The organism is Mesorhizobium sp. Z1-4, from assembly GCF_004000235.1.
In the GTDB taxonomy this organism is placed as follows: Bacteria; Pseudomonadota; Alphaproteobacteria; order Rhizobiales; family Rhizobiaceae; genus RCIO01.
This window is the reverse complement of record NZ_RCIO01000001.1, coordinates 1041805-1054001: the sequence shown is the minus strand read 5'-3', so window position 1 is coordinate 1054001 and position 12197 is coordinate 1041805. Positions and strand designations below refer to the sequence as shown.

Here is a 12197-nt window from a genome sequence, read left to right as displayed (position 1 = left end):
TCTAGAACAGGAAATAGCGCTGCGCCATCGGAAGCTCGGTCGCGGGTTCGCAGGTCAGCAATTCGCCGTCGGCTCGCACTTCGTATGTTTCGGGGTCGACCTCGACCAAAGGCATCGCGTTGTTGAGCACCATTGAAGCCTTGGAGATGCCGCCGCGCGTGTTTTCGACCGCGACCATGCCTTTCTCGACGCCGAGGCTCCCCTTCAGCCCGGCATCCATCGCCGCCTGCGAGACGAACGTCACCGACGACGCGGTAATGGCCTTACCGTAAGCGCCGAACATCGGCCGCATATGCACCGGCTGCGGCGTCGGGATCGACGCGTTCGGGTCGCCCATAGGTGCCGCCGCAATCGAACCGCCGAGGATGACCATGTCCGGTTTGACACCGAAGAATGCCGGGTTCCACATCACCAGATCGGCGCGCTTGCCCTGTTCCACCGAGCCGATCTCCTTCGACATGCCATGCGCGATCGCCGGATTGATCGTGTATTTCGCGACGTAGCGGCGAACGCGGAAATTGTCGTTGTCGCCGGTTTCTTCCTTCAGCCGGCCGCGCTGCCGCTTCATCTTGTCGGCGGTCTGCCAGGTGCGGATGATCACTTCACCGACGCGGCCCATGGCCTGGCTGTCGGATGCGATGATCGAAAAGGCGCCAAGGTCGTGAAGGATGTCCTCCGCCGCGATCGTCTCCTTGCGAATACGGCTTTCCGCGAAGGCGATGTCTTCCGGGATCGACGGCGACAGATGATGGCACACCATCAGCATGTCGAGATGTTCGGCGATCGTGTTTACCGTGTAGGGTCGCGTCGGATTGGTCGATGACGGCAGCACGTTCGGCAAGCCGCAGACCTTGATGATGTCGGGCGCATGCCCACCGCCGGCGCCTTCGGTATGGAAGGCGTGGATCGTGCGGCCCTTGAAGGCGGCAACGGTGTCTTCCACGAAGCCGCTCTCGTTCAGCGTGTCGGTGTGGATCATCACCTGCACGTCGAGCGCGTCTGCAACCGACAGGCAGCAGTCGATCGCGGCCGGCGTAGTGCCCCAGTCCTCATGCAACTTCAGCGCGCAGGCGCCCGCCAGCACCATTTCCTCAAGCGCGGCGGGCTGCGAGGCGTTGCCCTTGCCGGACAGGCCGATATTCATCGGAAAGGCATCGAAGGACTGGATCATGCGCCCGATATGCCAGGCGCCGGGCGTGCAAGTGGTGGCCAGTGTGCCGTGCGCGGGACCAGTGCCGCCACCGAGCATGGTTGTGAGGCCCGACATCAACGCTTCCTCGATCTGCTGCGGGCAGATGAAATGGATATGCGCGTCGAAGCCGCCAGCGGTGATGATCTTGCCTTCGCCGGCAATAATCTCGGTTCCCGGGCCTACAACAATTGTTACGCCCTGTTGCGTATCGGGGTTGCCGGCCTTGCCGATTTTGGCGATCCGGCCATCCCTGATGCCGATATCGGCCTTTGTGATTCCGCTGTGATCGACGATCAGCGCGTTGGTGATCACGGTGTCCATTGCACCGTCCGCGCGGGAAGCCTGAGACTGCCCCATACCGTCGCGAATGACCTTTCCGCCGCCGAATTTCACCTCTTCGCCGTGAATCGTCAGGTCTTTTTCCACCTCGATGAAAAGCTCGGTGTCGGCCAGCCGGACCTTGTCGCCGACCGTCGGGCCGAACATCGCCGCATAGTCGGTGCGTGAGATTTTAGCGGGCATCACACCTCACATTGTTGGCAAATTCATTCCCAATCCGCGCCATCTTCCGGCCCGGAATTTTCCAAGATCGGCTCCTAGCTCCTTGCCCGTGGCGGGGAGCTGCACCCCGGGGCTGTCGCATCGAGCGGTGCTCTTTTTCGAGAGCAGGCCCACGGGAAAACGCATGAGGAGAACAACGATGAAACGCATTATCGCACTGACGACCGCAACCTTCATGGGCGCTTCCATGCTGGCCGTTCCGGCCTTGGCGCTCGATGTTAACGCAGGTGCGGATGTGGGCATCAGCGGTTCGGCTGATACCAGCGGCACGATGACCGGCGATACCGATGCGGACATCAAGCTGAAGGCCGATGCCGACACCATGGTCGACACCGACACAACGGCGGCCATCAGCGGCTCGTTCGACGGTGCACTGTCCGCGATGGGCAATGCCGGCGCCTCCAGCGCCTCGATCCAGAACATGACCGACGTCGGCAACGTCAACGTTATCTGGATCAAGGACCTTGAGGGCGCCGACATGGATGCGCTCAGCCAGGCGGAGGCCACAAACGAAGCCCAGATCCAGGATCTGCGCGCTTCGCTTGAAAGCAACACCGCGGTGAGCGCGGCCCTCAAGGCGCAGTCGGTCGAGCCGGCTGATGTCGTGGCGGCCAATGTCGCTGCCGACGGTTCGCTGACCGTCTATGCGCGCTAACATCTGGCGCTGACAGCCAAACCACGGCGCGGGGTTATCCCCGCGTCGTTTTCGTGCCTGACGCCAGCCGCGCCTCACAAAGACCCCATGATCTTCTGCTGGAACCCGAACACGCGGCGGGCGCCGCCAAATGGCACCAGCGTCACGTCGCGCTGCTGCCCGGGTTCGAACCGCACGGCGGTTCCGGGAGCGATGTCGAGCCGCATGCCGGGCGCTTTTTCGCGGTCGAAGCTCAGCCCCTCATTTGTCTCGAAGAAGTGATAGTGGCTGCCGACCTGAACCGGCCGGTCGCCCGTATTGGCAACGCGTATCGTGACGGTTACAGCACCGGCATTGAGCTCGATGTCCCCGGCGGCGATTATGACCTCACCGGGGATCACGGCGCTTCGCCTTTGCGCCCTGCCTGGCGCGGCGCGGCAAGAGGAACAGCGCACCCAGACCCGCCGCTGCCAAAAGCGCGATAATTGCCAGGCTCCAGTCACCATGTGGATGAGCATGCGTGACCGGCGCTTCATGCGCGAGGGCTGCTGCGGGGAGGAGCACCCACGCTGCGGCGGCGAATATCTCTTTCATCATCATGACCTCAACTCGCTTGTTTCGTTGTCAGGCAATCGGGATTGAAGACGCGTTTTGCCGAAGCCGGGTATTTCACCAGCAAATGCGCCGGACGGATCGGGCGCGGCGAAAAATTGCCGCCGCAATTGGGGCAAGTGTCACCCAGCACGTCGTGCGCGCAGTCGGCGCAGAAGGTGCATTCGAAAGTGCAGATCATCGCGTCGGTCGCACCTGGCGGCAGGTCCTTGTCGCAGCATTCGCAATTGGGTCTGAGTTCGAGCATGGAAAACTGCGCCTCCTATCGGATCGGCTCATGGACGGTGACCAGCTTGGTCCCGTCGGGGAACGTTGCCTCCACCTGCACGTCGTGGATCATCTCGGCAACGCCCTGCATGACCTGGTCGCGCGTGACGACATGCGCGCCAGCCTCCATGAGATCGGCGACCGAGCGTCCGTCGCGCGCGCCCTCGACCACGAAGTCGGTGATCAGCGCAATCGCCTCGGGGTGGTTCAGCTTGACGCCCCGCTCAAGCCTGCGGCGCGCAACCATGGCAGCCATGGAAACGAGCAGCTTGTCTTTTTCGCGCGGCGTCAGGTTCATCGGATGTCCGTCAAAGTGACCACAGTTTGGGCAGAGGTGCCTGCCCGTTGAGCAGTTGCAGGGCCGGGATCAGCCGGGTCCTGAGCCGATAGCCATCCTCCGCAACGAGCCTCGCAAGAAGCTTGCCAGATTGTCCGGCCTGCCAGTGGCTCGCGCCACCCGACGGGCCGAGTGCGTCGCGCAGCGGGCTGAGCAGCTGGTCCGCGTCATCAGCGATCAGAAGGATGGTTGCGAAAGCTCGCGCGCCGTTGCCGAAAACCGGCCGCGCCATCTGGGCCGCGACGCGCGGGCCGAGCGCAAATTCCTCGGCATGCACCAGTCGCCCGCCGTGATGGACACGCCAACGGTCACGGAACTCGGCCAGTTCGACCGTTTCGCCATGCGCCTGGCGCCCGAGGATGATTGCTTCGAGGATAAGTGCGCGGCCGCCCGGTTCAACAAAGACGTTGAGGCTGCGCCGCAGCGCCGAGCGATCGTAGAGTATCGTTTCCTGCGGCACCCAAGTGAGAGACGCACCTTCCCGCACCTTGATAAGCGAGGTGACCGCGGCATGGCCGCCAGCGCTGCGATAGGCGCGTTCGCAGGCCTGGGTGGTTACCGTCAGTTCCGCGCCGGGGGCAGCCTCGATCTGCCAGCTAAGCCGGTCGCCGCCGGTCAGCCCGCCAGCGGTGTTGATCAGCACCGCTTCCATGCCCGAATGCGCACTGTGCGGGAGCCTGATCTTGGCGGCACCTTCTTCGCGCAGCCGCGCCACACGCGTGCGGCCATGCGACGTGGCAACCGACAGCAAACCGCCGCCGGCAACGCGTTGCGATTGAAGACAGGTAACCTGACTCTGGACAGTCATGCGGGCATGTTTCCTCTCGCTTGCCTGGAAAGCAAGCTTCATGCCCGGTGGCCGATCGCATCGCGGCTGAGGTTCAGTTCCTGAAGAGACGCGCCAGCGCCGATTCCAGTCGGCTGCGGTCCTCAGGATCGGCGGTCACCGGCATGATGAACCGGTTCAGAAACGCGCGTGCCTCGGACAGGTCGACAATGCTGGCGCGGTTGAGCACCGACAGCGTGGACAGGAGCGCGTTTGTGTCGCCGCATTCTTCGGGCGAATACTGCCAGTAATTTCCGAACTCGCCCTCCGCCCGCACCATGCCGCAGCGGTCCTGCGGCGGCGCATCGCGCCAGAAAAGCGAGAGAATATCTGTGAGCGCCGAGGGATTGTTGGCGTAGTAGGAGTGCGCCAGCATATCGTCGCCGATGCTCGTCATGTCGACGCTGTCGAAAATGTCTGCGTGGATGATCCGGTTGCCGCCCTGGCCCGCCCGCGCCGCATCGCCGTGCAGCTTGCGCGACACGGCCAGCGCCCAATCCTTGTTGGAGGCATAAAGCGTCATGCGCTGGGCCGTGGATTTGATCGTCTTCGCCATCTCGGCGAAAAGCCCTGCGTCGAGATCGGGCGCGGTGAACAGCACCTGATCGAATGCCGGCGGCTCACCCTCGTGGCGCAGCGCATAAAGCTCCAGCGCGTCGGTGAGTGCGCGGTTACCCATCGAATGGGCGATCAGGTGAATACGCTTGGCGCCGGACTTGCGCACCACGTCTTCAAGGAACAGCGTCAGCCTGCGGCCCGAAAGGTTCACCACCGCCGTGTCGGCGATGTAGCTCAGCAGCGAGCCGCGCGAAGGCCATGAATACAGGATCGGCACGCCGCTGAAATTCATGTCATAGGCCATTTGCGCGGTACGCTGCGCCGCTTCGTTGAACGGTACGTTGAAGCCATGCACGAACACGAAGGCGGAGTCGCTTTCCCTGGCTGCCAGTTCGTCGCGCATGTCGGCAAACACGGCGTCGCTGTCGCCGGGCGCCACCGATTTCAGGATCACGTGTTTGGCCGGGTCCTCGCGGAACTCGAGCAGCCAGATCTTCGGCCGCTCGATCTTGCCGGGCACGTGCCTTGGCGGGATCGAAACCGTCGCCGTGCCGAGCTCAAGCGTGCCGCGCTCGCCGCCGTAGAAATTCGCCGGGTCGGGATCGCCGGTGCGGGCACGGTCGGTGGCATAGAAAATCTTCACCGCGGTGAAGCCGGTCTCCGGATCGGCGCCGAACGGCCCCGCGCGCGAATTCTCTTCTTCCGCGGTGCGGTATTGCTCGATTGCCGCGCCGGCCGTGGACGCACGTTCTTCCGCGTGCCCGTCAGCGGACGACTTCATGATCTCTTCGAGCCGGGCGATGGCAGTTTCCGCGCGTTCGCCGAGATTGAGTGCAGCACAGATTTCCAGCACCCGCGACAGCGCCGCCACCGCCTCGTCGACTTTGCCGGCCTTCTCGTAATTGTCGGCGATACGCTCCAGCACCGGGATCAGCTCCGGCGCCGTCTCGCCTTCGCGCGCCATTATCGCCGCACCCAGTTCTTCGAGCGCTTGGCCGGCTTCTGCGTGGCGCCCCGCAGCTTCAAGTATCTCCGCCTTGCGGGAGAGAAGGTCTTCGGTCAGCCGTGTGTCGTCCGAGGCAGCGAGCGCGGCTTCGACCAGCTCGAGAGCCCGGTCGGGATCGTCGGCGTCGAGTGCCTCGCTGATGCTGATATCGAGTAGCGGATCGAAGCTTTGCGCCGCCGCCGGCGCCGCTGTGCAGGCCAGTGCGACCAGGGCTATGGATGCCGCGCGCCTGAGCGCGGCGCCGATTTCGTCGATTGCAATCACCGGATATCTTCTCCCGTCGCCCTGTCGCCAAGCGGGTCATCCGACCCAGCCCGTCGCAGGCATTAGCGGATGCTCAAGGCAAAATATTGAAGAGGGCGGCGAAAATGTCCACTGGCCGCTGGGCAGCGATTGCCCTCATGCTGAACGGCACGGGGGATCGCGCCTGCGGGCCGTCCATGCCGGCGTCCGTTTCGGCGTCGGCAAGCCGCATTGCGCATTGAAGGCCGGCGCGGCTTCGTTTATGTAGCGCCAACGACGCGGCGCGCCTTGCGCCTGCGCCGCCCAGCGCACCCGTAGCTCAGCTGGATAGAGCGCTGCCCTCCGAAGGCAGAGGTCACAGGTTCGAATCCTGTCGGGTGCGCCATTTCAGAACAGAACTATGAACGCCGAACGCCGCCGTTTCTACGCTTGAAGCGGCGACCAGCGTTCGCAGCAGTTCCGACTTCGATCCCATGATGCGAACCTCGTCGTCGGCAACCTCGACACGCTGCGCCAGCGCGCGTAGATGGTCGCGGCGGTAGCCGCCATCGTTGAGCCTGATCCGTTCACGGGCTTTGCGGGCAAACCCCTTGAGCATATCGGGGGTGACGCCCTGATTGCCTGAACTATCGAGCGCGAGCTGCGTGCGCTCCGCGTCGGCGGCGGCTTGATCCCGCAATGCCTTGAGGCTCACCATGCGTTCCTTTGCCATGGCGTCGTCCTTGTCCACCATGCCGGCTTCGATGGCGTCAAAGAGACGGCCGAGCCGCTGGTCGGCTTCCGTGATTCGCCTTTGAAGCTCGGCAAGATGCTCGCGGCGGCGCTCGGTGCGTTCCTGTCGGCGGTCGATGACGCTGGCAAGGACGGTTTCCAACCGCTTGGGCAGGAGCAGGCGGTCCCCGATATAATCGGCGACCGTATGGTCCAGCTTGTCCATGGGGATCGTGCGACCCTTGCAGCCGGTCTTGCCCTGCCGGGCCTTGGTCGAGCAGGTATAGTAGCGGTATGTCGCGCCCGTGCTGCCTTGGCCGGTGCGAAGCGTCATCGCTCCCCCGCACTTGGCGCAGAAGCAAATGCCGGTCAGGAGCGTCGGGCCGCTGGAGACACGTGCAGGCGTCACCATGGGATTGCGGGACTTGAGGCGGGCTTGCACCGCGTCGAACGTCTCGCGCTCGATTAGGGGCGGCACCGCCATGATGGCGACCTCGCTCTCCGGCTTCTTCTCCCGATCCTTGTGCGAGCGGGTGTTGAACCTGTGCTCGCCGATATAGGTGGTGCGGGTCAGGATGGCGTGGATTTGCGCCAATCCCCAACGCCCTCCGTCGCGGGTGAAGAAGCGGCGCTCGTTGAGATAGGTGGCGATGGCCTTGACGCCCATCGCGCCGGACGTGCCGTCTCCTTCGAGGAACAGGCGATAGATCAGCCGCACGGTGTCGGCGTGCAGCGGGTCGATCTCCAGCTTCTTCTTGATCTTCGATCCGCGCTGCTCGGCCGCGACGATGCGATAGCCGATGGGCGGCCGTGCGCCGTTCCAGAAACCCTGCCGGGCATTCTCGTTCATGGCGCGCAGGACGTGCTTGGCGTTCTCCTTGGACTGGTATTCGTCGAACAGCGCCATGATCTGCCGCATCATCTGGTGCATGGGATCGTCGCCCATTTCCTGCGTGATGGACACGAGCTTGACGCCGTTCTTCGCCAGCTTGCGAACGTAGAACTCCATCTCGAAGTGATCGCGGAAGAAGCGCGAGAAGCTATGCACCACGACAATGTCGAAGGGCGCGGGCTTCGACGTGCCCGCCTCGATCATGCGCTGGAATTCGGGGCGCTTGTCGTTGGTGGCGGTTGCGCCCGGTTCCACATAAGTCTCAACGAGCTGATAGCCGCGCTGCTCGCAATAGGCTTCGCCCTGCCGCTTCTGGTCGGGAATGGAAATATCATGCTCCGCCTGCCGGGCAGTCGAAACGCGCAGGTAGAGCGCGGCGCGGGCGGTAGTGGTTGGGCTGTGAATGTTCATGGTCGGCCTCCCATAGCTTTCTTCATCTTGGGGTGGTCGATCAGGGGCAACGCCAGCTCCACGCGGTCATGCACCACCTTGGGCGCGAGCTTACGCCCATGCCCCGGTTCGAGTCGCACAAGACCGTAGTTCTCCATGGTTTTCAGGGTGCGTGACAGATTGGAGCCGGCCCGGCCGGTGATTTCCGCCAGTTCCTCCAGCGATGCCGGGGCTTTCTCGGCGATGATGCGCAGCAGTTCGCGGTTGCCGGCCGACAGCACCTTGGCAAAGGATTCGGTCGAGGTGAACCACACCTTCGGATCGCTGGGCGCAGGTTTTTCCTCGCCGCGCGCGATCCGCATGGTGCGGGCCTTCATTTCTTCATAGTCGGCAATCCCGACTTTCAATGTGGTCATAGGGCACCTCGTTCCTTCAATACCGCGTCCACGGCCTGCCAGAAGTCGGCCAGCAGCGTGGCCGCATCCTCGTAGGCGTAAGGCTTCACGGTCTGAAAGCGGTGCCGATGGTCCATCGGCGCGCCGCGCCTGCCTCGGCCGACCGGATGGGCATTGTCGAAGCCGACCAGCCGTTCGCCCGAAAGCTCGTGAAGCGTGAGCGAATAATCGAGGCCGTGCGGCTTTTCCGGCGAGGCCGGAACGCGGGTGACGACGAACTTCACCCAATGGCCGCCCTCGGGATCGACAAAGAGCATCTGTCCGTCGAGGTCCAGAAGCGTGTCGAGGCTTGGATCACGATCCACGCTCACGTCTTTTTCCTATCAGTTTGTGATAGGTATTGCAAGCTGTCATTCGGCTTTCTCGGGTTCAAGAGTTCGTCGAACACATCGCCGAACCAACGCTCGAACACGTCAATCTCGGCTTCGGTGACGGGAATGTCTTCGGGCCAGTCGTCGGTGACACGCATCCTCTGCCCATCCGGGCCGAGAAGTGGCATGTTGCCGGCTCGCGTCCGGCCGTCGGGCGTAGGATCGTCGGCGTAGTCGAAAAGATCGTCGGGAAGTGGTTCGGGGATCGACTGTCGCGGTCGCCCTCTCCGGGCGCGGCGGCGCTCTGCGCACATGGAATCCTCCTTGGTTCTGTTGGAATCCGAGGCGCTCAAGGCCCCGGAATTAGGCGAACCATGGAGGGCAGTCGGCGGCCTGTAGCGTGCCGCATTTGCGCCTATGCGCTGGCGGCACCCCTGCCGGGATGGGACTCAGTTGGCGGCTCGCCGTGCCTTGGCGAAGCCGCGATCCGTTGCGATGAACCGCTCCAGCATCGGCACGATGAGCCTGACGGGATCGGCGGCGGGCTGGCCGCTCTCGCGGGCCAGCACCTCGGCATAGGCGACCAGATCGCGGTGAAGTGGCGCAGGCAGCTCCACGGTGATCTTCACGGGCTTGTCGTCGGGCAGCGGGCCGAGTTTCAGCTTGGTCATGGTCAACCTCCTGCCGGTTCGAATACAAGGTCGCGGGTGACGATGATCCTGACCGGGAAGCCGGGCCGGATGGTCAGCGTCGGTGCGACCTGCAACTGGCGCTGGACGATCTGCTGCCCCGCCTGATTGACGGTATCCTGCGCCCCGTCGCGGATGGCCCGGATAAGCCGGTCCTCGTCGCTGGTCGCCAGTTCCGTGCCGACTGCGAGCAGCGTGGACAGCCCTGCGGCCTTCATCAGATCCCACCAGTGGTAATCCACGCCATCCTCAAGCCCGGCGTAACCGGAAGCGTCCGCACCCGGCAGACGCTCAAGGACGATGGAACGGCCGCCCGGCAGGATCAGGCGGTTCCACACCAAGAGCACCCTTCGCTGGCCGAAGGTCACGCCGTCATCGTATTGGCCGATGATGCGCGTTCCCTGCGGGATCAGCAGCAGCGACCCGGTCGGGCTGTCATAGACGTTCTCGGTCACTTGAGCCGTGATCTGGCCCGGCAGGTCCGAACGGATGCCGGTGATGAGCGCGGCCGGAATCACGGCCCCGGCCTGAAGGATGTAGGGCGATGCCGGCGGCGCGACACGATCCGGCGCGACAGTCTGCCGGTCCACGGGTCCATTGAGGAAAGCCGCGTGCCGGTCCTGCGTCGCGGGCTGTCCGCCGAGGCCAAGACCGGCAAGGCTGGGCATGGCCGTCCCTGCCGGCGATCCCGTGCGCGGGCCGGACTGGAAGAACACATTGCTTAAGCGCGCGGCTTCTTCCTCGGCGCGGCGGCGTTCCTCGGCGGGATCGACGGCGGGCGTCGCCATCGTAGGCGGTGCGACGGGCTGCCCTCGGTTCTGCGCGTCGAGGATCGGACGGCCCAAATCTCCGGGCAGCGCGGGGCCGAGCACCGGCCCGCTATAGTCGCTTGGCAGACCGGCGAGGCCGTCCGCCGTGGGCCGGTTCTCGGTCGAGTAGAGTTCGCCGCCGTCCGGCCCTCCGTCGCGGGTCTGGAGCGCATAGATGAGTGCGCCGCCGATGCCGAGCAACGCAACCGCGCCGACGCCCGCCAGCATCTTGCGGGACAGGCGGGTGACGCGCGGCGGCTCGGCGCGCAGCCGCATGGGGGCTGCGGTTTCGGTGATGGTGTTGTCGGTCATGACGGGGAGCCTCCGGTCGCGCTGGCGGGCTGCGCGTCGGCGGCCTGCGTCGGGTTGGTGCGGACGATCCTGACGACCTGCTGGCGGCTGCCAGAGCCAAGGCGCAGCTCGGCCGCGCCGAACAGGCGGTCCACGATCAGGACGTTCTGGTGGACTCGGCTGTTGACGATCTGCGGCTCGCCGTTCGCGCCAAGCACGAAGATGGGCGGCATCTCGCCCTGCACGATCCCCGCCGGGAAGACGACATAGACGCGGCGGCCATCGTCGAAGACGGAGACGGGCCGCCATGGCGGGCTATCGCCCTGCACCTGCAAGGCGTAGCGATAGTTCCGCGCCGCCTCGGCGGGGATGATCGGGGCTGTCGGAACGGTGCGGCGCTGGCCGGGCGTCGCGGGATAGGCCCAGGCGACGGCGGGCATGTAGAGCGATTCCCGGGCGCGCAGCTCGATCATGTAGGTGCGCCGGTCGGTGGTGACGACAAGGTTGGTGGCGATGTCGGGTCGCGTCGGCTTCACGAGGATATGGACGCGGCGGTTCGCGCCCGAACCGGATTCCGTGTCGCCGATGATCCAGCGGGCGGTGTCGCCCGCCGCGATTGGCCCCGCGCCGGTCAGGCTCTCGCCCGGCTCCAGCGCGATCGTCGTGATCTGCCCGACTGCGGCATAGACCTGATAGAGCGCGCCTTCCGACCACGGATATATCTGGATGGCGTTGTAGTAGCCTTCGCGGCGCGGCTCGACGCGGGCGGCTGCATTGGCGTTCTCGACGCGGCCGGTCGGCGTGCCGGCAGCCGTACCGCCCCGCGCCACGGTCCATGCCGGGGGCACATGCAGCGGCCGGGGCGTGTTGTCGACTGCTGCCGCCTGCACGGTCGGCAGCGGCGGAACGCTGGCGTCATAGCTGAATTGCGGCATCCGATTGGTGGCGCAGCCGGTCAAAGCGATTGCCACGACCGTCACAAAAATAGCATACGATAGCGGCTTTAGGATTAGTAGTGAGGAACTGACAGGATGGATACTGTCCCGACGATTGTTGCCCGGTATATCGACGCCTACAACACGATGAATGTTCAGGCGATGCTCGACTGCCTGTCGGGCGACGTTCGGTTTATCAACAGATCGAACGGAGAAGTGACGAACGAGACGCATGGGATTGAGGCATTTCGCGCGTTGGCGGAACAGGGTGTTGAATTGTTTGCGGAAAGAGAACAGACAATTCTCGACTGCATCGCCATTGAGGACCGTGCAGCGGTGCGCATCGGCTATCGCGCCAAGGTCAAGGCCGACCTGCCCAACGGCTGGAAGGCTGGGCAGAAGATCGAGATAGCGGGCACCTCGTTCTTCATGATCTCCAAGGGAAAGATCAGCGAGGTGATTGATGCAAGCTGACGTT

General features: G+C 64.3%; 16 protein-coding genes and 1 tRNA gene. 3 read left to right on the top strand and 14 right to left on the bottom strand.

Annotated elements, in window-relative coordinates:
* Position 1: 1 nt before the first annotated feature.
* Positions 2-1714 (bottom strand): urease subunit alpha, encoded by a 1713-nt coding sequence (gene ureC, locus EP165_RS05075; protein ID WP_127520405.1) that lies wholly within the window; start codon positions 1712-1714, stop codon positions 2-4.
* A 178-nt stretch (positions 1715-1892) separates the two neighbouring features.
* Between ureC and EP165_RS05070 the strand changes: the two genes are divergently transcribed.
* The gene (locus tag EP165_RS05070; RefSeq protein ID WP_127520404.1) at positions 1893-2408 is read left to right on the top strand and encodes a hypothetical protein; all 516 of its coding nucleotides are present in this window, start codon (positions 1893-1895) and stop codon (positions 2406-2408) included.
* Between the two features lie 74 nt (positions 2409-2482).
* Here EP165_RS05070 and EP165_RS05065 read toward each other — a convergent pair whose 3' ends face one another.
* From EP165_RS05065 to EP165_RS05040, 6 genes are all read right to left on the bottom strand, one after another.
* Positions 2483-2788, bottom strand: a complete 306-nt coding sequence (locus tag EP165_RS05065) for an urease subunit beta (RefSeq protein ID WP_127520403.1) — start codon at positions 2786-2788, stop codon at positions 2483-2485.
* A complete protein-coding gene (locus EP165_RS05060) occupies positions 2775-2984 on the bottom strand; it encodes a hypothetical protein (protein WP_206075863.1) in 210 nt (69 codons plus the stop codon). The genes EP165_RS05065 and EP165_RS05060 overlap by 14 nt, the downstream gene beginning before the upstream one ends.
* 7 nt (positions 2985-2991) lie before the next feature.
* Entirely contained in the window at positions 2992-3246 is a 255-nt protein-coding gene (locus EP165_RS05055; protein WP_127520401.1) for a DUF1272 domain-containing protein, read from the bottom strand.
* Positions 3247-3261: 15 nt separating this feature from the next.
* A complete protein-coding gene (locus EP165_RS05050) occupies positions 3262-3564 on the bottom strand; it encodes an urease subunit gamma (protein WP_127520400.1) in 303 nt (100 codons plus the stop codon).
* A 10-nt stretch (positions 3565-3574) separates the two neighbouring features.
* On the bottom strand, positions 3575-4411 hold the full coding sequence (locus EP165_RS05045; protein ID WP_127520399.1) for an urease accessory protein UreD: 837 nt from the start codon (positions 4409-4411) through the stop codon (positions 3575-3577).
* Between the two features lie 73 nt (positions 4412-4484).
* Entirely contained in the window at positions 4485-6257 is a 1773-nt protein-coding gene (locus EP165_RS05040; RefSeq protein ID WP_127520398.1) for an alpha/beta hydrolase, read from the bottom strand.
* Between the two features lie 287 nt (positions 6258-6544).
* Here EP165_RS05040 and EP165_RS05035 point away from each other — a divergent pair.
* Positions 6545-6621 (top strand) — tRNA-Arg (locus tag EP165_RS05035).
* Here the strand turns inward: EP165_RS05035 and EP165_RS05030 are convergent.
* From EP165_RS05030 to trbG, 7 genes are all read right to left on the bottom strand, one after another.
* Complete coding sequence (locus EP165_RS05030) at positions 6592-8250, bottom strand: recombinase family protein (protein WP_090612816.1); 1659 nt, start codon at positions 8248-8250, stop codon at positions 6592-6594. The genes EP165_RS05035 and EP165_RS05030 overlap by 30 nt on opposite strands.
* The gene (locus tag EP165_RS05025) at positions 8247-8645 is read right to left on the bottom strand and encodes an HVO_A0114 family putative DNA-binding protein (protein ID WP_029074249.1); all 399 of its coding nucleotides are present in this window, start codon (positions 8643-8645) and stop codon (positions 8247-8249) included. Before EP165_RS05025 ends, EP165_RS05030 begins: the two co-directional genes overlap by 4 nt.
* Positions 8642-8995 carry a toxin-antitoxin system TumE family protein gene (locus tag EP165_RS05020; RefSeq protein WP_127520397.1) on the bottom strand — a complete coding sequence of 118 codons (354 nt, stop codon included), beginning with the start codon at positions 8993-8995 and terminating at the stop codon, positions 8642-8644. The genes EP165_RS05025 and EP165_RS05020 overlap by 4 nt, the downstream gene beginning before the upstream one ends.
* Entirely contained in the window at positions 8992-9309 is a 318-nt protein-coding gene (locus EP165_RS05015) for a hypothetical protein (protein ID WP_029074251.1), read from the bottom strand. The genes EP165_RS05020 and EP165_RS05015 overlap by 4 nt, the downstream gene beginning before the upstream one ends.
* 135 nt (positions 9310-9444) lie before the next feature.
* Positions 9445-9666: a DUF2274 domain-containing protein gene (locus tag EP165_RS05010; protein WP_029074252.1), complete on the bottom strand. Its 222-nt coding sequence runs from the start codon at positions 9664-9666 to the stop codon at positions 9445-9447.
* A 2-nt stretch (positions 9667-9668) separates the two neighbouring features.
* Entirely contained in the window at positions 9669-10805 is a 1137-nt protein-coding gene (locus EP165_RS05005; protein WP_031623920.1) for a TraB/TrbI/VirB10 family type IV secretion system protein, read from the bottom strand.
* The gene (gene trbG, locus EP165_RS05000; RefSeq protein ID WP_200523655.1) at positions 10802-11719 is read right to left on the bottom strand and encodes a P-type conjugative transfer protein TrbG; all 918 of its coding nucleotides are present in this window, start codon (positions 11717-11719) and stop codon (positions 10802-10804) included. The genes EP165_RS05005 and trbG overlap by 4 nt, the downstream gene beginning before the upstream one ends.
* Before the next feature lie 96 nt (positions 11720-11815).
* Between trbG and EP165_RS04995 the strand changes: the two genes are divergently transcribed.
* Positions 11816-12193 (top strand): nuclear transport factor 2 family protein, encoded by a 378-nt coding sequence (locus EP165_RS04995; protein ID WP_029074878.1) that lies wholly within the window; start codon positions 11816-11818, stop codon positions 12191-12193.
* The last annotated feature ends 4 nt before the right edge of the window (positions 12194-12197 follow it).

Coding starts and splice junctions, on each gene's coding strand:
- ureC (WP_127520405.1), bottom strand. CDS start 1,714: ATGCCCGCTAAAATCTCACGCACCGACTATGCGGCGATGTTCGGCCCG.
- EP165_RS05060 (WP_206075863.1), bottom strand. CDS start 2,984: ATGATGAAAGAGATATTCGCCGCCGCAGCGTGGGTGCTCCTCCCCGCA.
- EP165_RS05045 (WP_127520399.1), bottom strand. CDS start 4,411: ATGACTGTCCAGAGTCAGGTTACCTGTCTTCAATCGCAACGCGTTGCC.
- EP165_RS05010 (WP_029074252.1), bottom strand. CDS start 9,666: ATGACCAAGCTGAAACTCGGCCCGCTGCCCGACGACAAGCCCGTGAAG.
- EP165_RS04995 (WP_029074878.1), top strand. CDS start 11,816: ATGGATACTGTCCCGACGATTGTTGCCCGGTATATCGACGCCTACAAC.
- EP165_RS05070 (WP_127520404.1), top strand. CDS start 1,893: ATGAAACGCATTATCGCACTGACGACCGCAACCTTCATGGGCGCTTCC.
- EP165_RS05015 (WP_029074251.1), bottom strand. CDS start 9,309: ATGTGCGCAGAGCGCCGCCGCGCCCGGAGAGGGCGACCGCGACAGTCG.
- EP165_RS05055 (WP_127520401.1), bottom strand. CDS start 3,246: ATGCTCGAACTCAGACCCAATTGCGAATGCTGCGACAAGGACCTGCCG.
- EP165_RS05005 (WP_031623920.1), bottom strand. CDS start 10,805: ATGACCGACAACACCATCACCGAAACCGCAGCCCCCATGCGGCTGCGC.
- EP165_RS05030 (WP_090612816.1), bottom strand. CDS start 8,250: ATGAACATTCACAGCCCAACCACTACCGCCCGCGCCGCGCTCTACCTG.
- EP165_RS05050 (WP_127520400.1), bottom strand. CDS start 3,564: ATGAACCTGACGCCGCGCGAAAAAGACAAGCTGCTCGTTTCCATGGCT.
- trbG (WP_200523655.1), bottom strand. CDS start 11,719: ATGCCGCAATTCAGCTATGACGCCAGCGTTCCGCCGCTGCCGACCGTG.
- EP165_RS05025 (WP_029074249.1), bottom strand. CDS start 8,645: ATGACCACATTGAAAGTCGGGATTGCCGACTATGAAGAAATGAAGGCC.